Annotated in this window: 19 protein-coding genes; 4 read left to right on the forward strand and 15 right to left on the reverse strand. The window is 62.7% G+C overall.

All coding sequences use genetic code 11. From position 1 onward, the window contains the following. The 6 genes from ABY948_RS00785 to ABY948_RS00810 all read right to left on the reverse strand — a co-directional run. Positions 1-831 (reverse strand): glycosyltransferase (locus ABY948_RS00785; RefSeq protein WP_461480592.1); only part of this gene is annotated, 831 nt, incomplete at its 3' end. Next, a complete protein-coding gene (gene waaC / locus ABY948_RS00790; protein WP_461480593.1) occupies positions 828-1862 on the reverse strand; it encodes a lipopolysaccharide heptosyltransferase I in 1035 nt (344 codons plus the stop codon). The genes ABY948_RS00785 and waaC, both read right to left, overlap by 4 nt. Beyond that, positions 1862-2914 (reverse strand): lipopolysaccharide heptosyltransferase II, encoded by a 1053-nt coding sequence (gene waaF / locus ABY948_RS00795; RefSeq protein ID WP_461480594.1) that lies wholly within the window; start codon positions 2912-2914, stop codon positions 1862-1864. Before waaF ends, waaC begins: the two co-directional genes overlap by 1 nt. 23 nt (positions 2915-2937) lie before the next feature. After that, positions 2938-3867, reverse strand: a complete 930-nt coding sequence (locus ABY948_RS00800; protein WP_461480595.1) for a branched-chain amino acid transaminase — start codon at positions 3865-3867, stop codon at positions 2938-2940. A 58-nt stretch (positions 3868-3925) separates the two neighbouring features. After that, positions 3926-6823 carry a bifunctional [glutamate--ammonia ligase]-adenylyl-L-tyrosine phosphorylase/[glutamate--ammonia-ligase] adenylyltransferase gene (glnE, locus tag ABY948_RS00805; protein WP_461480596.1) on the reverse strand — a complete coding sequence of 966 codons (2898 nt, stop codon included), beginning with the start codon at positions 6821-6823 and terminating at the stop codon, positions 3926-3928. A gap of 77 nt (positions 6824-6900) precedes the next feature. Next, positions 6901-8676, reverse strand: a complete 1776-nt coding sequence (locus tag ABY948_RS00810; RefSeq protein ID WP_461480597.1) for a GspE/PulE family protein — start codon at positions 8674-8676, stop codon at positions 6901-6903. Positions 8677-8901: 225 nt separating this feature from the next. On the opposite strand from ABY948_RS00810, the gene ABY948_RS00815 reads away from it, so the two are divergent. The 4 genes from ABY948_RS00815 (at position 8902) to ilvD (ending at position 13631) form a co-directional block, all read left to right on the forward strand. Further along, positions 8902-9138 (forward strand): DUF6316 family protein, encoded by a 237-nt coding sequence (locus ABY948_RS00815; protein WP_461480598.1) that lies wholly within the window; start codon positions 8902-8904, stop codon positions 9136-9138. 90 nt (positions 9139-9228) lie between these two features. Further along, complete coding sequence (gene argE, locus ABY948_RS00820) at positions 9229-10356, forward strand: acetylornithine deacetylase (RefSeq protein ID WP_461480599.1); 1128 nt, start codon at positions 9229-9231, stop codon at positions 10354-10356. Positions 10357-10418: 62 nt separating this feature from the next. After that, the gene (gene argA / locus ABY948_RS00825; RefSeq protein WP_461480600.1) at positions 10419-11726 is read left to right on the forward strand and encodes an amino-acid N-acetyltransferase; all 1308 of its coding nucleotides are present in this window, start codon (positions 10419-10421) and stop codon (positions 11724-11726) included. Between the two features lie 69 nt (positions 11727-11795). Then, positions 11796-13631 (forward strand): dihydroxy-acid dehydratase, encoded by a 1836-nt coding sequence (gene ilvD, locus ABY948_RS00830; RefSeq protein ID WP_461480601.1) that lies wholly within the window; start codon positions 11796-11798, stop codon positions 13629-13631. A 215-nt stretch (positions 13632-13846) separates the two neighbouring features. On the opposite strand, the gene ABY948_RS00835 is transcribed toward ilvD, so the two are convergent. Genes ABY948_RS00835 through lgt form a run of 9 tightly spaced genes read right to left on the reverse strand, consistent with a single transcriptional unit; the run spans position 13847 to position 21211 of the window. After that, positions 13847-15208 (reverse strand): tetratricopeptide repeat protein, encoded by a 1362-nt coding sequence (locus ABY948_RS00835; protein ID WP_461480602.1) that lies wholly within the window; start codon positions 15206-15208, stop codon positions 13847-13849. Next, positions 15208-15813, reverse strand: coding sequence for an energy transducer TonB (locus ABY948_RS00840; RefSeq protein ID WP_461480603.1), 606 nt, complete (start codon positions 15811-15813; stop codon positions 15208-15210). Before ABY948_RS00840 ends, ABY948_RS00835 begins: the two co-directional genes overlap by 1 nt. A gap of 3 nt (positions 15814-15816) precedes the next feature. Next, entirely contained in the window at positions 15817-16218 is a 402-nt protein-coding gene (locus ABY948_RS00845) for an ExbD/TolR family protein (protein ID WP_461480604.1), read from the reverse strand. A gap of 8 nt (positions 16219-16226) precedes the next feature. Then, a complete protein-coding gene (locus ABY948_RS00850) occupies positions 16227-16745 on the reverse strand; it encodes a MotA/TolQ/ExbB proton channel family protein (protein ID WP_461480605.1) in 519 nt (172 codons plus the stop codon). Further along, positions 16745-18133, reverse strand: a complete 1389-nt coding sequence (locus tag ABY948_RS00855; protein ID WP_461480606.1) for a MotA/TolQ/ExbB proton channel family protein — start codon at positions 18131-18133, stop codon at positions 16745-16747. The genes ABY948_RS00850 and ABY948_RS00855 overlap by 1 nt, the downstream gene beginning before the upstream one ends. Continuing rightward, positions 18130-18930 carry a DUF3450 domain-containing protein gene (locus ABY948_RS00860; protein ID WP_461480607.1) on the reverse strand — a complete coding sequence of 267 codons (801 nt, stop codon included), beginning with the start codon at positions 18928-18930 and terminating at the stop codon, positions 18130-18132. The genes ABY948_RS00855 and ABY948_RS00860 overlap by 4 nt, the downstream gene beginning before the upstream one ends. Before the next feature lie 34 nt (positions 18931-18964). Next, positions 18965-19477 (reverse strand): type 3 dihydrofolate reductase, encoded by a 513-nt coding sequence (gene folA / locus ABY948_RS00865; RefSeq protein WP_461480608.1) that lies wholly within the window; start codon positions 19475-19477, stop codon positions 18965-18967. A 4-nt stretch (positions 19478-19481) separates the two neighbouring features. Then, positions 19482-20387 (reverse strand): thymidylate synthase, encoded by a 906-nt coding sequence (gene thyA, locus ABY948_RS00870; protein WP_461480609.1) that lies wholly within the window; start codon positions 20385-20387, stop codon positions 19482-19484. Between the two features lie 20 nt (positions 20388-20407). Beyond that, positions 20408-21211: a prolipoprotein diacylglyceryl transferase gene (gene lgt / locus ABY948_RS00875; protein ID WP_461480610.1), complete on the reverse strand. Its 804-nt coding sequence runs from the start codon at positions 21209-21211 to the stop codon at positions 20408-20410. Positions 21212-21223: the final 12 nt, after the last annotated feature.

Genomic DNA, 21223 nt, shown 5'->3' on the forward strand with positions numbered 1-21223 from the left:
CGGGTGAATCAACAGGTCCGCCCCCTGCAGGAAGCGCGGCACATCGTCACGGCCGGCAAAGAATCGCACCTGTTGGCCTATGCCCAGGCTTTCGGCCTGGGCCTGATACGCCGCGGCATCATCCTGGCCAATCACAAACAATCGGTTGCGCCGGCGCAATGGCTCGGGCAGCGCCGCCAAGCCCAGCAATGAACGATCCAGCCCCTTGGTGCGAAATCCAGAACCGATCTGCAACAACAGCAGGTCATCGTCGGCCAGCTCAAATTCCCGGCGGAAGGCCGCGCGGATCTCTGCGGCATTGCCCGGTGCGCGGCGGTCCCGGCTGATGCCCGGCGGCAACAGCGTCATGCGATGGCGTTCCGTGCCGTAGTAACACTCGAACAGCGCCTGCTGTACCGGCGAGATCATCAGGATTTCCACCGGCTGACCGGGGTTAAACACCGCCCGTTCATAGCGGGAAAAGTGTCGAAAGCGCGGTGTCAGGCGATACCACCAGGGCCTCAGGTGGCGGGATTTGTACTCAAAACAGGGATCGGCGCAGTAGTAAATATCCAGTCCGGGCATTTTGTTGAAGCCCACCACCGCCGCTACCGGAAACTGCTGCAGCTGTCTCGATAACCACTTGGAGTACTTGCGATATTTGGCCGGGCCGCCAGCGGCTTTCACCGGCACCACCACCACCTCCAGCCAGTCCGGCCGCTCGCCCTCCCAGCGCAGGGTATAGGCGGTCACCTGATGGCCGCGATCCACACACTCCCGGGCAATACGCAGGAAATCCCGCTGCAATCCCCCATAGGGAAAGTATTTATACAGACAGAAGGCCAGCTTCACGACGGTCTACCCCCTGCGCCCTCGAGGTCCGCCAGCAGGCCGGTCAACGCCTCGAAAACCCGTGCGGGGGACAACTCGTCGAAACAGGGCGGTGACGCCCCGGGCTCCAGCTGGTAGCGGCACTCCCGCGCCATGCAGGGGGAGCAGTGAAAGCCGGACTGCAAATAGCGCTGGTTGCGCCCGTAAAAGCCGGTCAAGGCCGCATTGGTAGGGCCAAACAGGGCAATAGTGGGCGTATCCACCGCGGCGGCCAGGTGCCCCAGGCCGGTGTCCACCGCGACACAGCCCGCGGAACTGGCCAGCAATTGCGCCAGCTCCGTCAGGGACAGGCGCGGCAGCACTTCGGCAGCGCCGGCAGCCGCTATGCGCTCGGCCCGCAGCCGCTCAGCTTCGTCGCCCCAGGGCAACAGAGGCCGGTAACCGGCATCGCACAGCCGTTGCGCCAGCCCCTGCCAGGAAGATTCCGGCCAGTGTTTCGAGGCCCAGGTGGTGCCGTGCAGCAACACCACGGTGCGCTGCCGCTCGGCATTGAAGGCGAGCGCGTATCGCCCCTGCCGCTCCGCCAGCGGATAACCCAGCGCCGCCGCAAACAGTTGCCGGGTGCGCTCCACGGCGGGCTGGCCCTTGCCCACGGCCAAGGGATGTTGATAAAAACGGGCCGCCAGCGGCTCCCGGGCAGAGTGTTTGTCCAGGCCGTAGCGGGGTCCACGGGCATAGCGGGTCAGCCAGGCGCTTTTCAGCAACCCCTGGGCATCGATCACCGCGTCGTAGTCATATTGACCGATCTGTTGCTTGAACGCCCGCCACTCGCCGCTGCGCCAGGCCTGCAGGGGATGCTTGCGCCAGCGCCGCACCGCCACCGGGATCACCCGCTCCACCGCCGGGTGCCAGGCCGGCACTTCGGCAAACGCCTGTTCCACCACCCAGTCAAAGCGGATAGCGGGAATTGCCTCCATGGCATCGGTCAGGGCCGGCAGGGTATGAATCACATCCCCGAGGGAGGAGGTTTTAACCACCAGCACTCGCGGCATCAGAGGACAGCCTGCTCATGGCCGGGAACCAGTTTCTCCAAGGCGCTGATCACCTGCTCCGGCAACAGATCGTTGAGACACTTCATATGACCTAGCGGGCACTCCCGCTGGAAGCAGGGACCGCAATCCACTGGAATGGAAAGTATCGCCACCTGCTCATTGAGTGGCGGCGTAAACCCGGGCGAGGTAGACCCATACACCACCACCAGAGGCCGGTTGAGGGCGGCGGAGATATGCATTAGCCCGGAGTCATTGCTGACCACCGCATCGCAGACGGACAGCAAGTCAATGGCGTCTTCCAGTTTGGTGACGCCGGCCAGATTGTGGCAGCGCTGGCGCTGCGCCTGTGGCAACGCCGCGATGATATTCTCCGCGACAGCCCGGTCTTTTTCAGACCCCAGCAACCATACCTGCCAGCCCTGGGCCAGCTTGTGTGCGGCGACCGCGGCATAGTGGCGCTCCGGCCAACGCTTGGCGGGCCCGAATTCAGCACCGGGACAAAGTGCCAGGATTTTCTGAGTGCCGTCCAGGCCGAACTGCGCCCGCAACTGCGGCACCCGCGCCGCCTCCGCGTGCAGATCCGGCACCGGCAGTTTTTCCGGCAGCGGCGCACCCGCAGGGTAGGCCAGGGCATCAAAGCGCTGCACCATCAAGGGATAGCGCGCTTCGTCCAACAAGCGGATGTCATTGACCAGGCCGTAGCGAAACTCGCCCTTCCAGCCAGTGCGCACAGGGATACCGGCAAACAGGGGAATCAGTGCCGATTTGAAGGAATTGGGCAACAGGATAGCCTGATCGTAACCCTCGGCCTTCAGCGCCCGGCCGATCTGGCGGCGCGCCGACCACATCAGGCTGCCGTGGCCCACCGGCATGTCGACGGCCTGGCGCACCTGGGGCATACGCGCCAGCAGCGGGCGACTCCAGGCCGGCGCCAACACATCGATCTGATTGTCCGGATCTTGTTGTTTGAGCAGGATAAACAGGGACTGGGCCATCACCATGTCCCCCACCCAGGAGGGACCGATGATGAGGATTTTTTTACCCATTGACATGTGGCTTCCCGGCAGGCCGGGGATTATTGTCCCACCGGAGCCAGCCATTCGGCGTGCGCATCCAGGCGGCCGCGCACCAGATCAAAGTACTGGGACTGCATTTGCTCGGTGACAGGACCCCGGACACCAGTGCCGATGCTGCGGCTATCCAGCTCACGAATCGGCAGCACTTCCGCCGCCGTGCCGGTGAAGAAGGCCTCATCCGCCACGTACACTTCGTCGCGGGTGATGCGTTTTTCCACCACTTTATAACCGGCCTCGGCGGCCATTTGCATCACGGTCTTGCGGGTGATGCCATCCAGGCAGGAGGTCAGTTCCGGGGTATAGAGCACACCGTCCCGCACCACAAAGATGTTTTCACCGCTGCCTTCGGCAACATAACCCTCGGGGTCCAGCAGCAGCGCTTCATCGCAGCCGCAATCCAGCGCCTCGCGCAGTGCCAGCATGGAATTGATGTAGTTGCCGTTGGCCTTGGCCTTGGTCATGGCAATGTTCACATGGTGGCGGGTGTAGGAGGAGGTGCGGATACGAATGCCTTTTTCCAGGGACTCGGGGCTCATATAGGACGGCCAGTTCCAGGCCGCCACAATCACGTGGGTCTGCAAGGTATCAGCGCGCAATCCCATGCCTTCGGAACCGAGAAAGGCCATCGGCCGCAGGTACGCCTCGTGCAGGTCATTCTCGATCACCACCTGCTTCTGGGCTGCATTCAGCTGCTCCTTGCTGTAGGGCATTTTCATGCCCATGATCTTGGCAGAGCGAAACAGCCGGTCGGTGTGATCCTGCAACCGGAAAATGGCGGCACCGCGATCGGGCGTCTCATAGGCGCGCACGCCCTCGAACACACCCATGCCGTAGTGCAACGTGTGGGTCAACACATGAACCTTGGCCTCGCGCCAGGGCACCATCTCGCCGTCAAACCAGATATAGCCATCGCGATCTGCAAATGACATGGAACCTCTCCTGAAGATAAAAATCTGCCGGGTCATGCCCCGACAAGGTATTCAAACTCTATCCCAGCAGCCTTTGCCAGACTGCCTTGACCTGTTGCCGCTCAACGGCAAATTCCGTCCCGTCGACCACACCGGGTGCCTGCTGTAGCTGCAAGCGGTGTCCCGCGGAACGATATTTTTTATAGGCACTGATCAGGCATTGAGCGTCATCGGTGGTCATAACCCCGCTCTCCTCGAGGGACTCGAGGATACGGATATTGTCGCTCCAGCGGGTTAAACCGGGGATTTCGTGGGACCAGGCCAAGACCGCAAATTGAACCATAAATTCAATGTCAACGATACCTCCGGCATCCTGCTTTAAATTGAATAGTTGCGCGCCAGCCCCGGCCATCCCGCTGCCCAGATGCTTTTTCATTTTTTCGCGCATCTCGATTACCGCCGCTTGCAACTCGTTGCGGTGGCGCTCACGGCACAGCACCCGTTCGCGAATCGCGGCAAACTGCTCTGCCAGCACGTCCGATCCGGCAATGGGCCGCGCCCGGACCAACGCCTGGTGCTCCCAGATCCAGGCCTCGCCCATCTGGTATTTCTCAAAGGCGGCCAGTGAAGAGACCAGCATGCCGGAATTGCCGGAGGGCCGCAGGCGCATATCCACCTCGTAGAGGTCCCCGGAGGGCAGCCGCGCGGTGAGGATATGAATGATGCGCTGCCCCAGCCGGGCAAAGAAAGAGGCGCTGTCCACCGGCTTGTCACCGTCGGTGGGTTTGGCCGGATCGGCATTGTGAAGAAACACCAGATCCAGATCGGAACCATGGCCCAACTCCAGACCGCCGAGCTTGCCGTAACCGACGATCAGGAAGCCCGCCGTTTTGCCGTCGGCGGTCTTCGGCTGACCGTGCCGTTCAGCCAGTTGCTGCCAGGCCATCTCCAGCACATGGCCGAGGATCGCCTCCGCCAACCAGGTGAGATAATCACTCACCTTCATCAGCGGCAGGATTTCCTCCAGCTCACAGGCCGCGATCCGCAGGCCGTGGGAGCGCTGAAAATAGCGCAGCACCTCCATCTGCGCCTCCAGATCCTCACCGGGGATGCGCAGCAACTGCTGGCGCAGCTCGTCGGACAGGGTCGCCCGGTCGGGCAGTGACAGCAGGGTACGACTGTCCAGCAATTCGTCCAGCAGGGCCGGAAAGCGAACCAGTTGATCCGCCACCCAGGAACTGTCTGAAAACAGCTGGATCATGGTTTTCAGCGCTGCGGGGTTTTCCCGCAACAACACCAGGTAGGCACTGCGGCGCGCCACCGCTTCCACCAATTTCAGGATGCGCCCCAGTGTTTCCAGCGCATTGGGGACTTCGCCACAGGACTGGATCAATTGCGGCATCAAGCGGTCGAGACGTCCCCGCGTGTCGCTGGCCATGGCCAGCACCGCCCGGCTATCGCGCAAGCCGACAATCAGGCCAACCGCCTCGGCGGGCTGATCGTAACCCAGCGCAGCGAGCGCTTCCGGCATTTGCCCCTCGGGGTCCGCACTCAACCACAGCCCACAGGCGGACTGGTAGGCCGCGGTCTCCGGTGAGGCGTCCGTCACGCGATGTTCTGCGGCGACCACATTTTCAAACAGGTTGTGAATAGCGTGCCGATAGCGATCGAGACAATCCAGGAAGGACGTCCAGTCGGCAAAGTCCATCAATGCCGCCACCCGCTGCTGCCCCGCGTCGTCTGCGGGGAGCAGCTGGGTCTGTTTGTCCTGCCAGCCCTGCAAGACGTGCTCGACATTGCGCAGAAAGGTATAGCCCTCGTAGAGTTGCCGCACCTGCTCAGTCGGCAGCAGTCCCTCCTCGGCGAGCAACGGCAGCACCTCTTTCAAGGGGGGCGTCTGAAAGCGGTTGTCCCGTCCGCCGCGAATAATCTGGAAGGCCTGGGCGATAAACTCCACTTCGCGAATGCCGCCGGCACCGCGCTTCACATCCCCGGACAGCCCCTTGCGCTGGACCTCCCGATTGATCATGGCCTTCATGCTGCGCAGGGATTCAAAGGCGCTGAAATCGATGTACTTGCGGTAGGTAAAGGGGCGCAACAGCGCCATCAGTTGGGCGCCCGCCCGCTGATCGCCGGCCACCACCCGCGCCTTGATCATGGCGTAGCGCTCCCAGTCGCGCCCCTGGGTCTGGTAGTACTCCTCCATGGCGTCGAAGTTGAGCACCAGCGCGCCGCTCTGGCCGTAGGGACGCAGGCGCATATCCACCCGGAACACAAAACCGTCGGCGGTGCGGGCATCCAGCGCCTTGATCAGCCGCTGGCCCAGGCGGATAAAGAATTCCTGGTTGCTGAGGCTGCGCTTGCCACCACGGGTTTCACCCGCCTCCGGATAGGCAAAAATCAGGTCGATGTCGGAGGAAACATTGAGCTCCCAGGCGCCCAGCTTGCCCATGCCGAGAATCACCAGCTGCTGGGGATTGCCTGCGGCATCGAAGGGCGTGCCCCAATCCTCACAGGCGCGGGGGTACAGGAAATCCAGGGCGCCTTGCAGCACGGCCTCCGCCAGCGCGGTCATATCTCCGGTGGTTTGCTCGAGATCGGCGGCCCGGGTCAGGTCGCGCCAGACAATGCGCACCATTTCCCGGTTGCGAAAGTGGCGCAGCAGCCGCAAAAACTGCTCATCATCACCGGCCGCGGACAGCTGCTGAGCGAGCAGCTCTGCATGGCGGCCCGGGGCATAACGGGCATGAAGATCTCCGCAGGTCACCAACTGGCGGAACATCTCCGGCTGACCAATACAGGTGGTGGCAACAAATTCGCTGCCCCCCCAGGCACGGGCTATCTCCTCGGCAAAAGCCTTGTTCCCAAGGGTTGCAGCCAACCATTGGGCCTGTTCTGCGGATGCCCGACTCTCAAACTGGCTGCGTCGCTGCTGCCATTGTTCCAGCAGCGCTGCCGGCAAAGGGCGCTTGTTCATGTGGTTTTCTCGGTGTACTGCGGCATCGCGGCTGCCGCTTTTTGGTTTTAGTTGATCTATTCGCGCTGCATGCGTTGTTATTTGCCCGACGCGGGCGCCACCCGCAACACCTCCGCCACCGAGGTGGTACCGGCCCCCACCTTCTGGGCACCGCTGAGGCGCAGGGTGCGCATACCCTCCTTCATCGCCTGCAAACGCAGCGCCGAGGTGTCGGTATCCGCCGTGATCAATGGCTGGATGGTGTCGGTAACCGGGAGAATTTCATAAATGCCCTGCCGCCCCAGATAGCCGGTATTGCGGCACTCCAGGCAACCGACCGGGCGATAGAGCTGCGCCGGGGATTTCACTTTCCAGGGCTTCACCAGCGATTCCCAGTCCGCGGCGGCGACCGGCGCGGCCTCCTTGCAATGGGGACAGAGGGTTCGCACCAGCCGCTGGGCCATGACACCGTTGAGGGTCACCTTGATCAGATGGGCGGGCACCCCCAGGTCCAGCAGCCGCGTGATGGCGGTGGGCGCATCGTTGGTGTGCAGGGTCGACAACACCAGGTGGCCGGTAAGCGCCGCCTGAATGGCCATCTCGGCGGTTTGCAGGTCGCGAATCTCGCCGACCATGATGATGTCCGGGTCCTGTCGCATCAGCGTGCGGATACCCGCCGCGAAATCAAACTCGATCTTCGGCTGCACCTGACTCTGGTTGAAACTGTCCTCCACCATCTCGATCGGGTCTTCGATGGTGCTGACATTGACGTCCTCGGTAGCCAGTTCCTTGAGGGTGGAATAGAGGGTGGTGGTTTTACCGGAGCCGGTGGGTCCGGTGACCAGCACGATGCCGTGGGGCCGGCCGGTCATCTCCCGCCAGCGCTTCAGATCGTCGCCACTCAAACCCAGGTCACTGAAACCCCGCAGCAGCACATCGGGGTCAAAAATCCGCATCACCAGTTTTTCGCCAAAGGCGGTGGGCAGGGTGGACAAGCGCAGCTCCACCTCGTTGCCTTCCGGGGTCACGGTTTTCACCCGTCCATCCTGGGGGCGACGCTTCTCCGCCACATTCATGCGACCGAGAATCTTCAGCCTGCTGGTCACCGCCGTCATCACCGCATCCGGCAGCTCATAGACCTGGTGCAGCACCCCGTCGATACGGAAGCGGATTTTGCCCTTCTCCCGCCGCGGCTCCAGGTGGATGTCGCTGGCCCGCTGGTCAAAGGCGTATTGCAACAGCCAGTCGACAATGTTGATGATGTGCTGATCCTGGGCATCGGGGTCTTTCAGCGCGCCGATCTGCAACAACTGCTCAAAGTTGGCCACCCCGGCACTCTTGTTGCCGGCGATGCCCTTGGCGCCAAACACCGATTTGGCCAGGGAATAGAATTCCAGGGTGTATTTGCCGAGATCCACAGGGTTGACCACCACCCGCCGGATCGGCTTGCGGGTGGTCTGCTTGAGGTCCGCCAGCCAGGCGGTGACAAATGGCTGGGATGTGGCAATCACCAGTTCATCGCCGTCGGCCTCAATACAGAGGATGTTGTGGCGGCGGGCGAACTGAAATGACATCACCCCGGTCACCGCCGTGACATTGATTTTCAAGGGATCGATGTGGGCCACCTCCAGTCCGGCGCGCGCCCCCATCCAGCGGATCAAGTCCTCGAGAGCAATCTGCTTGCCGGGTTCAGCCTGATTTTGCGGTCGCTGACCGGCTATATAGACCAGCGGGTGCAGCAGGGACTGTTCGCGGCTGCGCTGGCCGCCGGCAATGGCATTGGCATCCTGCTGGGACAATAATCCGTCCGCCACCAGGTCATTGAGCGCGTTGCCCAAATCCAGTTGGCGCTCCGCCACCTCACTCTCAGACATACCTATTCACCCGATCCGCTTGTATCCACATCTTTTGAGTATGAAGGCTCTGCCCGGATGCGACAATGGTCAACCGCCGCCGCAGCAACTCCGGCGATCTACGGCGCGCGCCTCGCAACGCCCATTACCGCCTGGCGGCCGACCAATGGCATCCCAACGGGCCATTTCCTGAACTACTCTTTCAGTGTCACACAACCAACAACCTGGCTTTGAGGAGGCTTTACCATGTCTACCCGGCACGGTGAAAAAGAGACGGTGCATTTCCGTTCCGAGCGGTTGGAATGCCTCAATGGCAAGTGGTATTTCGCGGTGCGGGAAAAAGCCAATATGATCGGCCCCTTTGAATCGAAAGAAGCGGCCCAACATGCCGCCGCGGCCTATACCAAAGACATTCTCTCCGGGCGGTCCGGGATCGACGCGATGTCCAACCAATATATGCGACAGGCCTTCTCGCTCAAATAACCGGACACTTTCACCCCCCGTACCCGGAAGCCCGACAGCGGCTTGCCGGTTTGTTATTGCTTTTTCATCGGCGCCCCTTACACTCGAAACATGCAACTGATTCCCATGCTTCAACGGCTGATCGCAGCCAATTCCATCAGCAGTGTCAACCCCGCCATCGACCAGGGCAACCGCGCCGTTATCGAGCTGCTGGCCAACTGGCTGGCGGATCTGGGCTTCGCCACCGAAGTGATGCCGCTGGCCGATCCGCGCAAGGCCAACCTGATCGCCACCCTCGGCAGCGGCCCCGGCGGGCTGGTGCTGGCGGGGCACACCGACACGGTCCCCTGCGACGAAAGCCAGTGGCACCACGACCCGTTCAAGCTGCAGGAAAAGGATCACCGCCTGTACGGTCTCGGCACCTGCGACATGAAAGGGTTTTTCCCGCTGGCGATCGAAGCCGCCCGGCAGTTTGCCCAGCGGCCGCTGAAACAACCGCTGATCATCCTCGCCACCGCCGATGAGGAATCCTCCATGGCGGGGGCGCAGATGCTGGCCGCCGCGGGCCGACCGCGAGCCCGTTACGCGCTGATCGGCGAACCCACCGGCATGAAACCGATCAACATGCACAAGGGCATCATGGTGGAGAAACTGGTCATCGAGGGCCATTCCGGCCACTCCAGCGACCCCGGCCTGGGGCGCAACGCCATGGAAACCATGCACAGCGCCCTCGGCGAGCTGTTGTCCCTGCGCGACGAACTGCGCGACAACTACCACCACCCGGCCTTCAGCGTGTCCTACCCCACCCTGAACCTGGGCTGTATCCACGGCGGCAACAACCCCAACCGCATCTGTGGCCAGTGCGAACTGGGCTTCGAGATCCGACCGCTGCCGGGCATGGACATGGTCGCACTCCAGCAGCGCATTCGTGAGCGCATCCTGCCGTTTCAGGAGCGGGATGGGGTTGTCATCAGCATCGATCACTATTGCGTACCCGCCTTTGCCACGGCAGAACACTCCAGCATGGTGAAGATCTGTGAGTCCCTGACCCGCCACAGCTGCGAGGCGGTATCCTTTGCCACCGAGGCGCCCTATCTCAAGGATCTGGGCATGGATGTGGTGATCCTGGGACCGGGCAGTGTCGAGCAGGCCCACCAGCCGGATGAATACCTGGCACTGGAGCGGATTCAACCCACCGTCGATTTTCTGATACAACTGATTGGCCGCTGTTGTTTATAATGCGTTGCCAGCCACGCTTACCCCAATAGGGTAACCAGGCGCCAATAATTCAGGCTGATGCCGTGTCCGACTATGTGAAGTTCCTGCGCGATACCTCCCCCTATATCAATGCGCACCGGGGGAAAACCTTCGTCCTCGCCCTCAGCGGCGAGGGAATTGCCCATGGCAATTTCACCAACATCGTCCACGATATCGCCCTGTTGCACAGCCTTGGCATCAAACTGGTGCTGGTGCATGGCGCCCGGCCGCAGATTGAGGAACGGTTGGTCAGCTGCGCCATCCCCCCCCGCTTCGACCAACAGACCCGCATCACCGACAGCGCCACCATGGCCTGCGTCAAGGATGCGGTGGGCAGTGCCCGGATTTCCATCGAGGCCAAACTCTCCACCGGCGCGATCAACTCGCCCATGCACGGCGCCCGCATCCGGGTGTTTGGCGGCAACCTGATCACCGCCAAACCTCTGGGGGTGCGGGACGGTGTGGATTTCCACCACACCGGCGAGGTGCGGCGCATCGACCAGAAAGCCATCCAGAAGCAACTGGATGACGGCGCCCTGGTGCTGCTGTCCCCCATCGGCTACTCCCCCACCGGCGAGGCGTTTAACCTCAACTATGAGGATATCGCCACCCAGGCCGCCGTCAGCCTGGGGGCCGAAAAACTGATCATGTTCAGCGCCGAAAATGGCATCAATGATGTCGAGGGCAACCTGATCAAGATGCTGTCGCTGAACGAAGTGCCCCAGTGCCTCAATCTGCTCGGCAATAACATTTCCGTGCAGCGGGACCTGATGGCCTGTTACCAGGCCTGCGAAAACGGCGTACTGCGCAGCCACATCATCAGCCACGCGGACAACGGCGCCCTGTTGACCGAACTGTTTACCCGCGAGGGCAGCGGCACCCTGATTCTGAAAAACGGCAAGGAGGTTCTGCGCCAAGCCACCATCGACGATGTCGGCGGCCTGCTGGAGCTGATCGAACCGCTGGAGCGCCAGGGCGTGCTGGTGAAGCGCTCCCGGGAACTGCTGGAAACAGAAATTACCCGCTTTACCATCATGCAACACGCCGAGGGCACCCTGGTCGGCTGCGCCGCCCTGTACCCGTTCAGCGACGGCACCTCCGCCGAGCTGGCCTGCGTCGCCACCCACCCGGATTTCCAGAACCGCGGCTTTGCCACGCGGCTGTTAGCCCAGCTCGAAATTCAGGCGAGCCAGAAAGGCATCAAGCAGCTGTTTGTGCTGACCACCCATGCCAGCGACTGGTTCAGGGAGAAGGGCTTTGCGGACGCAAGCCTCGATGACCTGCCCACGGAGCGCAAATCCCTCTACAACTTCCAGCGCAAGTCGCGGATATTCTGCAAGAATCTGCCCTAACTGCTGATTCACCACCGCACTCTCTGCTATCCTTGCGGCCTTGGTTATTGAAGGACAGCAGGAACAGAAATGCCCAAATATCGTTCACACACCACCACCAAAGGCAGAAACATGGCCGGTGCGCGCGCCCTGTGGCGGGCCACCGGCATGACCGATGACGACTTCAACAAGCCGATTATCGCCATTGCCAACTCCTTTACCCAGTTTGTGCCGGGGCACGTGCACCTGAAAGACATGGGCCAGCTGGTGGCCGAGGAAGTGGCCAAGGCCGGCGGTATCGGCCGCGAGTTCAACACCATCGCCGTGGACGACGGCATCGCCATGGGCCACGACGGCATGCTCTACTCGCTGCCCTCCCGGGACATCATCGCCGACTCCGTGGAGTATATGGTCAACGCCCACTGCGCCGACGCATTGGTGTGCATTTCCAACTGTGACAAAATCACCCCCGGCATGCTGATGGCCGCGCTGCGGCTGAACATTCCCGCCATCTTCGTTTCCGGCGGCCCCATGGAAGCGGGCAAGACCAAACTATCTGAGCACAAGCTGGACTTGGTGGACGCCATGGTCATCGCCGCCGACCCCCATGCCTCCGATGAGAAAACCGAGGAGTACGAGCGTTCCGCCTGCCCCACCTGCGGGTCCTGTTCCGGCATGTTCACCGCCAATTCCATGAACTGTTTGACCGAAGCAATGGGGCTGTCCCTGCCCGGCAACGGCACCACCCTGGCCACCCACGCCGACCGTCGCCGCCTGTTTGAAGAGGCAGGACACCGAATTGTCAGCATGGCCAAGGAATATTACGAACAGGACAACCTAGCGGTATTGCCGCGCTCCGTGGCCAGCTTTGAGGCCTTTGAAAACGCCATGACCATGGATATCGCCATGGGCGGCTCCACCAATACCATCCTGCACCTGCTGGCCGCCGCCCAGGAGGCGGATGTGGACTTCACCATGGCCGACATCGACCGCCTGTCCCGCAAGGTACCGCAGCTGTGCAAGGTGGCGCCCAACACGCCGAAATACCATATCGAGGATGTGCACCGCGCCGGCGGCGTATTCGGCATCCTCGGCGAGCTGGATCGTGCCGGGCTGCTGCACACCGATGTGCCCACTGTCCACGCGGCCACTTTGGCGGATGCATTGGCCCAGTGGGACATCATGCGCAACAGCGATGAAGCCACCGCCACCTTCTTCAAGGCCGGCCCGGCCGGCATCCCCACCCAGACCGCTTTCAGCCAGGCCACCCGCTGGAGCTCACTGGATGCGGATCGGGAAAACGGTTGTATTCGCAATCTGGAACACGCCTTCAGCCTCGAAGGCGGTCTGGCGGTGCTGTACGGCAATATCGCCCAAAACGGCTGCGTGGTGAAAACCTCCGGTGTCGATGAGTCGGTGCACAAATTTTCCGGCCCCGCCCACATCTGCGAGAGCCAGGACCAGGCGGTGGACGACATCCTCAACGACCGGGTCAAGGCCGGCGATGTGGTGGTGATTCGCTACGAAGGACCCCGCGGCGGACCCGGCATGCAGGAAATGCTCTACCCCACCAGCTACCTGAAATCCAAGGGACTGGGCAAAGCCTGTGCGCTGATCACCGACGGCCGCTTCTCCGGCGGCACCTCCGGGCTGTCCATCGGCCACGTGTCACCGGAAGCCGCCGCCGGCGGCGCCATCGGACTGATCAGACAGGGGGACATCATCGAAATCGATATCCCCGCCCGCCGTATCGATGTGGCATTGAGCGATGGGGAGCTGGAAAAGCGTCGCATTGCACAGGACAAACTCGGCTGGCATCCCAAGGAGAAACGTCCGCGCCGCGTCTCCGCCGCCCTCAAGGCCTACGCACTGCTGGCCACCAGCGCCGACCGCGGTGCGGTGAGGGATCTGGAGCAGCTGAAATAACGGTGTGCTCGTGTATAGATTCCCCCGGCTAAAGCCGGGGTTCTATGGTGCTTCGACCCTCTGCGGGTCGAAGCAAATCTCAAAACTACGTAATGAGATTTGCAGATGGCATTCATCCACGGGTAAACCCGTGGTGTTCTGTCGCTACGCGACTTCGCCATATAAAAAAACCGGCCACAAGGGCCGGTTTTTTTATATCTACCGGAACGGCCCGGTTATCCCAACTGGCAGCCCGCCAGATCGGCACCGCTCTCGAGCAACTTTTCCCGCCGCGCACCCTCGCCGCGCACATAGCGCAGCCACTGCTCGGCGCTATTGCGCAGCTTCTCGTCCTCGGCCGCCTGCCGGAACACCGGTTCCGCCTGCCGATAGCACTGCAGGTTGACCAGCGCCGCCCCCAGGGTCAGCTGGGTCAAGCCCGGTCGCGACAGGCCGCCCTTGCGCAGGGCGCTGCGCGCTTCCCGCACCGCGGCGCTGTTGTCATCCACATCCAGATAGGCCGAGGCCAGCCGCGCGGCGATCGCGCCGCTGTCCGACAGATTGGCCGCCCGCTGCAACACCGGCAGCGCGCGCCGGGTTTCCCGGGCCTGCAACCAGGCACTGCCCAGGGTTTCCAGGTTTTTGGCGCTGGCCTCGACCTCTCCCGCGGCCATGCCCTGCTCCAGCACCCGGGCCGCCCGGAATGGCACCTCCTCACCCAGGTAGAGATAGGCGAGGGACAACCACTGCCGTTCGCTGCTCAACTGTTTCTGCAAACGCTGCAGATCCGTCACCGCCAACTGGTCGCCGCGGCGCTCCAGCTGGCCATAGAGTCCGCCGAGCTGCTGCCAGTAACCGGGGCGGGGATAGTGGCTGAGCAACTGCTTCAGAATGGCCACCACCCTGGGATAATCCTGCCGCTCGTAATAGAGCACTCGCTGCAGCGACCACCAACCCTCTTTCGGCAGTCTGCCGGCAGTCAGGGTTTCATCGACCACGGCATTGACCAGCTTCAGGGACTCGCTTTTGCGATTCAGCTGATAGTACGCCTGGGCCAGCAGCACCCGGCCGTCGCCGCTCACCACGGTGGCTTCCGCCTGCCACAACTCCAGTTGCCGGGCGGCCTGGTCATAGTCCTCCCCCATGAAATAGAGCTGGGCAACGGTGTAGCGGGTGGCGGTTTTCTGGCGCTCGTCCACATCGGGCTCGGCGATCATCGCCAGATAGCTGTCGATGGCGAGGGCATACTGTTCCAGGGAGTAGTAGCTGTAACCGAGCAGATTGTAGACCTGGGATTTTTCAGAGCTGCTGCTGCAGCCGCTGTCGGGCAGGGCGCGCAACGTCGTCACCAGTTGCTTGAGCCGCTCCGGCTGCGGCGACGACTCAGCCTGTAACAGCGCCTGGATATTTTCCAGCTTGGCGGCACAGACCTGCCCCACCGCCTGGCGCTGGCGGGTTTTCACCTTGGCGTATTTTTGCTTGTCCGCCGACGCCTCTTCCGCGGCGACCGCAGTCGCTACCTGCGACCCCTGCCCCAGCAGTAACAGCAGCAGTGCCATGCGTATCGATTGCCACAAACCGCCGTGCCCCACAGCCATCAGCGCGCTATCCGGAAGGAAAATTTATACAGCACCCCCGGCACTTCCTCGGCCACCCCGTCGACCACCCGGGGTTTGTACTTGAGCTTTTCCGCCGCTCGCAGGGCGTATTTGCCGAAATCCCGGTTGGTGGGGTACTCCTCCAGCAGCTTGATGTCCCGGACACTGCCGGTGGTGGTGATGGTGACCTCCACCACTGCGTAGCCGTCCAGGCCCTGCCGCAAGGCCCGGGGCGGATAATCCGGCTGCGGCACATACACCGGGATGTAATCGGAATCCCGGCTGAAAGCGCCGCCCATACCGATCTCCAGACCGGCCACCGAGGGCAGCGACATGCTCACCGCAGCGACGGGCACAGCCACATTGACCTGTATATCCGGCGGCGACGGCGGCGGGGGCTCCGGGGCTTCGGGTTTATCCGGTTTCGGGGTTTTGCGCTGCTCTTCGATGCTGCGCCTGGGCTGCCAGATATCGGCGAGCTTGCCGCGCGGCTCCGCATCAGGGGTATCGCCCACAGTGCTGATCAGCCCCTGCATGCCCAGCAGCAACGCCAGGGTCACCAATAGCGCCAGTGACGCGGCCACCGTGTAGCGGAGCAACCACATCGACTAGCGCTCCCCGGTGGACACGGCGACATCCTCGATACCCGCCGCCCGCGCCGCATCCGCCACCCGGGACAGGGCCGCCAACTCGGCCTGGCGATCCGCCTGGATCACCAGGCCGCCGCGGGGGTTCTCGTTGCGCAGGCGCAGGATGTGCAGGCGCAGGCTGTCCGGGGTCACCTGGCGACCGTCAATCCAGATACCGTTGTCGGCGGCCACCGCCACCAGGATAGCGGGACTGCGCTGTTCGGCCGTGACCGCCGGGGGGCGCTCGACGTCAATACCCGGCTCGCGAATAAAGGTGGCGGTGACAATAAAAAAGATCAGCAGGATAAACACCACATCCAGCATCGGTGTCAGGTCGATGGCCTGGGGTGGTTCGGGCTGTCGATAGACTCGTTCGCGCACGATGCCGCCTAGTGATCCATGGTCAGGTGGTCCGCCAGCAACTGTTGCTCGCGCTCCGCCACCCGGCGCAACCAGATATTGGCAAACACGCCGGACAGCGCGGCCACCATGCCCGCCATGGTGGGGATAGTCGCCCGGGAAACCCCGGCGGCCATCGAACGGGCGTCGCCGCCACCACTCAGGGACAGCACTTCAAACACGCCGATCATGCCGGTCACAGTGCCCAGCAACCCCAGCAAGGGGGCGATGGCAATCAGGGTGCGGATCATCGACAGGTTGCGGTTGATATTCAGCGCCACGCTGGATATCAACCCCTCGCGGATCTGGTGGGCGCGCACCGAATGGCGTTCCGAGCGCGCCTCCCAACGGGCCAGCGCCCGCTCCAGGTCCTGTTTCAAACCGCTGCGGAAATACCACAGCCGTTCAAAGATCAGGGTCCACATCAGCAACAGCAGGGCGGCAATCAACAGCAACACCGGCCCGCCGGCGTTGATCAGTTTGCCAATGCCCAGCAGTGGCTCCAGCATCAGCGCGCCTCGGCCTGTTCCGCGACGATGCCGGCAGTCTGCTCTTCGAGGATGTGCAGCACGCGCTGGGCACGGCTGTTGACGAAGGTGTGCAGCAGCACCACGGGAATCGCCACACAGAGTCCCAGCACGGTGGTGACCAGCGCCGCGGAAATACCGCCGGCCATGGTTTTGGGATCGCCGGTGCCGAACAGGGTGATCGACTGGAAGGTGACAATCATGCCGGTCACGGTGCCCAACAACCCCATCAGCGGCGCCACCATGGCAATGATTTTCAGCAGGTTGAGACCGGCCTCAATGGCCGGTCGCTCCTTCAGCACCTGTTCGTGCAGTTTCAATTCCAGGGATTCCGCATCCATGGCACGGTTGTCCTGGCCGATCTTCAGCACCCGGCCCAGCGGGTTATCCCCGGAGGGGCTGTCGCTGGCCAGCTGGGTATTCACCCGGCGGGAGACCCCGGCCAACACCAGCAGCCGCCACAGGGCCAACAGCAGCGCCGCCAGCCCCACCGCCGTGATCAGGTAGCCGATTGAGCCGCCCTGATGCCAGCGTTCCAGCCAGCTCGGGCTGTCCACCAGCGCCGCCAGAAGTGCACCGCCACTGGGGCCGGTGGGGTCGATGGCGGTGCGGGTAAAGCCCTCACTGCTGGCCTGTAACTGGCCGGCCGCCCTGGTGACGGCGCCGCCCGGTTGCCTGGCCAGTTCCGCCAGGGTGCCGCTCTCCGGGCGATAGCTGAGATAGGCGCCATCCGACAGCAAATTAAACACCCCGACGCGCACCACCTGCTGTCGGGCCTGTTCACCGTCGGCCTTGACCACCGTGGCCGGGAAACTCGCCACCCGGCCGCCCTCGATCATCTCGCGCTCAATTTCGTACCAGAGCCGCTCAATCTCGCTCAACGACGGCAGGCGGGTATTGCCGCTCATGCGCTCGATCAGCTCATCGAGAAATGCCGTGCGGCCCGGATACTGGGCGCTGACCAGGGAGTGATTGAGGGTGGTGCGGGCATCTCCCGCCGCCGCGGTGAGGTGGCCAAACATCTCCTTGAGGGAACCGAGTCGGTTTTGCAACTGCTCCTGCAGGGCGGCAATTTGTCGCTCGTTATCGGCAAAGGCTTTTTCCAGCTGCTCGGAGCGTTGCTCCGCCGCAGCGCGAATCGCCTGGGCCTGTTGCAGCAGCTTGGCCCGCTGCGCCTTGTCCCGCTTGAACTCGGCCTCCCGCGCCGCCTGTTCGCGGGATTCCGCCACCCGCGCTTCCTTGACCAGTTGCAACAGTTCATCCAGGGAGGCGGCCTGCGGCTGTTGTGGTTCCTGCGCCTGTACCGCTGCCGCCAGCGGCAGCAGTAGAGTGCTACACAGCAACACCCGTATCAACAGCAACGGCTTCATTGCGCCACCTCCGGTGCCGGAATCGGCAACTGCAACAGATCCACCGCGGCCTGTTTGCGGGCGATGCGAATGCCCTGGGCAACGGCGTGGCGGTAGTCGCCACTGTCGAGTGCAACCCAGCTGTTGCTGCCCTTGTCCCAGGCGGCGGTGACCTGTTGGTCGGCGGTTTGGTAGAGCAACGCGATGCGCCCCACCCGCAAAATGGTGACCTCCCGCGGCTCACCGTCGAGCTCGACGCTATCGGCATAACTGTCGATGCGGGTGCCGTATTCGCTCTCGATCTGGTAAGCCTCCAGCACCTGGCGGAATTTTTCCGCACTGCTCAGATCGGCGCGGCTCTGGTTGGCCCGCAGTCGCGCCAGGCGCTCGCGGCGCTCACCCAGCAGAAACGGCATGTCCAGGGAGACAAACTGTTCCAGGGCATCGATCATTTTCAGGGTCAGCGGGGAGAGCTGGCGCTCCATCAGGGTGGCGTTCTCGATGGAGGCCTGCAAATCGGCGAGGGTCTGGCGCTGGTCGGCCAGCTGGGCGTCCAGCTGGGCGTTGTACACCTGCAACCCTTCGATCTGCTTGTTGACCTGCTTGAAGGACTGGAACAGTTCGTCCGCCTGGTCCGCCAGCTTGTCGACCCGCTGCTGGGAGGCCTGGGCGGCGGCGGTTTTGGCTTTTTCTGCCTGCAGCAACGCGTCCACGTCGGCGGCCTGTAGCGGCAACGCGATCAGCGCCAGCAACGGCCAGGCTCGCGTCAATAATTTGCCCACTCCGCTCACAGCGGCACCGGCTATCAATTTTTTCATCAATGGCATTCCCATCACACAGGCTTTCGCACAGTCAGTTGCTACAGCGTTCCAGCACCTGGAAACAATAGGGTATTTCACCCGACTGCTCCGGCTGCTGGCGCTTGATTTCCCGCCAATCAGACTCCTGGAAGTCGGGGAAGAAGGCATCCCCCGCCACTTCGGCATCCACCCGGGTGATATAGAGGCGATCCGCTTTTTCGATGGCGCTGCGATAAATTTGCTCCCCGCCGATCACCATCACCTCCCCGGCGGCAACGGCGGCGGAGTCGTTGGCGGCCAGCACCAGGGCATCCTCAAGGGAGGCGGCCACCGCCACACCCTCGTGCTGCCATTCCGGGTTGCGGGTAATCACGATATTGAGCCGGCCCGGCAGGGGGCGACCGATGGACTCAAAGGTCTTGCGCCCCATCAGGATCGGCTTGCCCATGGTCACCGATTTGAAGTATTTGAGATCCTCCGGCAGGTGCCAGGGCAGGCCGTTGTCGCGGCCGATCACCCGGTTACGGGCCATGGCCACGATCAGCGACAGGGTCAGTTGTGCCATGCCGTTACACCGCCACCGGTGCGGGTATGTGGGGATGGGCCCGATAACCCTGCAAGTCGAAATCCTCGAAGCGGAAGGCGAACAGATCCGTCACCGACGGGTTGATGGCCATGGTCGGCAGCGGGAACGGCGTCCGCTCCAGTTGCTGCGCCACCTGCTCCAGATGGTTGGAATACAAATGGGCATCGCCAAAGGTGTGCACGAAGTCACCCGGCTGCAGGCCGGTGACCTGGGCCACCATCAGGGTCAGCAACGCGTAGGAGGCAATATTGAAGGGCACCCCCAGGAACACGTCGGCACTGCGCTGGTAGAGCTGACAGGACAACCGCCCCTCGGTGACGTAAAACTGGAACAGGCTGTGGCACGGCGGCAGACCGGACTTGACCATCACCGGAATGTCCTTGGGGTTCCAGGCGGAGACAATCAGGCGGCGGGAATCGGGGTTGCTGCGGATCTCCTGCACCACCTGAGCCAGCTGGTCGACACCTTCAAAGTTACGCCACTGGCGGCCGTACACCGGCCCCAAATCGCCGAACTCAGCGGCAAAGCGCTCATCGTCGCAGAGCCGCGCCACAAACAGCTTCATCTGCTCGCGCCACGCCGGGCTGTAGATGGGATAGTCGTCGGCCTGCCCGGTCTGGTTGAGCCAGCTCTGGAACGGCCAGTCGTTCCAGATGTTGACGCCGTTCTCTACCAGATAGCGGATATTGGTGTCGCCGCGGATGAACCACAGCAGCTCGTGAATAATCGACTTCAGGTGGATTTTCTTGGTGGTCACCAGGGGAAAGCCCTCCGCCAGATCGAAGCGCATCTGGTAACCGAACACACTGAAGGTACCGGTGCCGGTGCGATCTTCCTTGCGCACACCGCCGTCGCGGATATGTCGCATCAGGTCGAGGTATTGCTTCATGATCTATCCTTCAACAGCCATCAGAGCGCAGCGCTGGTCACCCGCCCCCGCCACCAGGCCCAGAGCATCACCGCGGCACCCACCGCGAACATCGGCAGGCACAGCAACTGGCCCCGGGTCATCCAGCCGAACAGGTCGAAACCGATATGGTTGTCCGGGGAGCGAAAAAATTCCACCAGGAAACGGAAGCTGGCATAGAGCGCCAAAAACAGCCCGCCGACCATGCCCGCCGGGCGCGGCTTGCGGGAAAAAAACATCAACAGGGCGAACAACAGCAATCCCTCCAATGCCGCTTCGTAGAGCTGCGAGGGGTGCCGCGGCAACTGCTGCGGATCGCTGGGAAACACCATGCCCACCCAGGCGTCGGTGGGGCGCCCCCACAGCTCCTGGCCAATAAAGTTGCCCAACCGTCCCAGGCCGAGGCCAATGGGCACCATCGGGGCAACGAAATCCCCCAGCGCGAGAAAGGGCTGGCGGATATGGCGGCTGTATAACCACAGGGCTACCAGCACCCCGAGCAAACCGCCGTGGAAGGCCATTCCCCCCTCCCAGACCCGGAATAACCACAGGGGATCGGACAGCCACTTGTCCAGGTTATAGAACAGCACATAGCCAAAACGACCGCCGAGAATCACCCCGAAGGCACAGTAAACCACCAGGTCCTCCACCTGCTTGCGCCGCACCGGCGACCAGGCTCGCTCACTGCGCCGCAGGGCCAGCCGCCAGGCCGCCAGGAAGCCGAACAGGTACATCAGTCCGTACCAGTGAACTTGGAGAGGACCCAGCGCAAAGGCGACGGGATCAATGGCGGGATAATTCAGCATGGAATACTTTGG

Source organism: Porticoccus sp. (assembly GCF_041592135.1).
Taxonomy (GTDB): Bacteria; Pseudomonadota; Gammaproteobacteria; order Pseudomonadales; family Porticoccaceae; genus Porticoccus.

Coding starts and splice junctions, on each gene's coding strand:
- thyA (WP_461480609.1), bottom strand. CDS start 20,387: ATGAAGCAATACCTCGACCTGATGCGACATATCCGCGACGGCGGTGTG.
- ABY948_RS00810 (WP_461480597.1), bottom strand. CDS start 8,676: ATGTCTGAGAGTGAGGTGGCGGAGCGCCAACTGGATTTGGGCAACGCG.
- argE (WP_461480599.1), top strand. CDS start 9,229: ATGCAACTGATTCCCATGCTTCAACGGCTGATCGCAGCCAATTCCATC.
- lgt (WP_461480610.1), bottom strand. CDS start 21,211: ATGCTGAATTATCCCGCCATTGATCCCGTCGCCTTTGCGCTGGGTCCT.
- ABY948_RS00860 (WP_461480607.1), bottom strand. CDS start 18,930: ATGAAAAAATTGATAGCCGGTGCCGCTGTGAGCGGAGTGGGCAAATTA.
- ABY948_RS00850 (WP_461480605.1), bottom strand. CDS start 16,745: ATGCTGGAGCCACTGCTGGGCATTGGCAAACTGATCAACGCCGGCGGG.
- waaC (WP_461480593.1), bottom strand. CDS start 1,862: ATGCCGCGAGTGCTGGTGGTTAAAACCTCCTCCCTCGGGGATGTGATT.
- ilvD (WP_461480601.1), top strand. CDS start 11,796: ATGCCCAAATATCGTTCACACACCACCACCAAAGGCAGAAACATGGCC.
- ABY948_RS00800 (WP_461480595.1), bottom strand. CDS start 3,867: ATGTCATTTGCAGATCGCGATGGCTATATCTGGTTTGACGGCGAGATG.
- ABY948_RS00815 (WP_461480598.1), top strand. CDS start 8,902: ATGTCTACCCGGCACGGTGAAAAAGAGACGGTGCATTTCCGTTCCGAG.
- glnE (WP_461480596.1), bottom strand. CDS start 6,823: ATGAACAAGCGCCCTTTGCCGGCAGCGCTGCTGGAACAATGGCAGCAG.
- waaF (WP_461480594.1), bottom strand. CDS start 2,914: ATGTCAATGGGTAAAAAAATCCTCATCATCGGTCCCTCCTGGGTGGGG.
- ABY948_RS00855 (WP_461480606.1), bottom strand. CDS start 18,133: ATGAAGCCGTTGCTGTTGATACGGGTGTTGCTGTGTAGCACTCTACTG.
- ABY948_RS00835 (WP_461480602.1), bottom strand. CDS start 15,208: ATGGCTGTGGGGCACGGCGGTTTGTGGCAATCGATACGCATGGCACTG.
- ABY948_RS00840 (WP_461480603.1), bottom strand. CDS start 15,813: ATGTGGTTGCTCCGCTACACGGTGGCCGCGTCACTGGCGCTATTGGTG.
- folA (WP_461480608.1), bottom strand. CDS start 19,477: ATGGCACAACTGACCCTGTCGCTGATCGTGGCCATGGCCCGTAACCGG.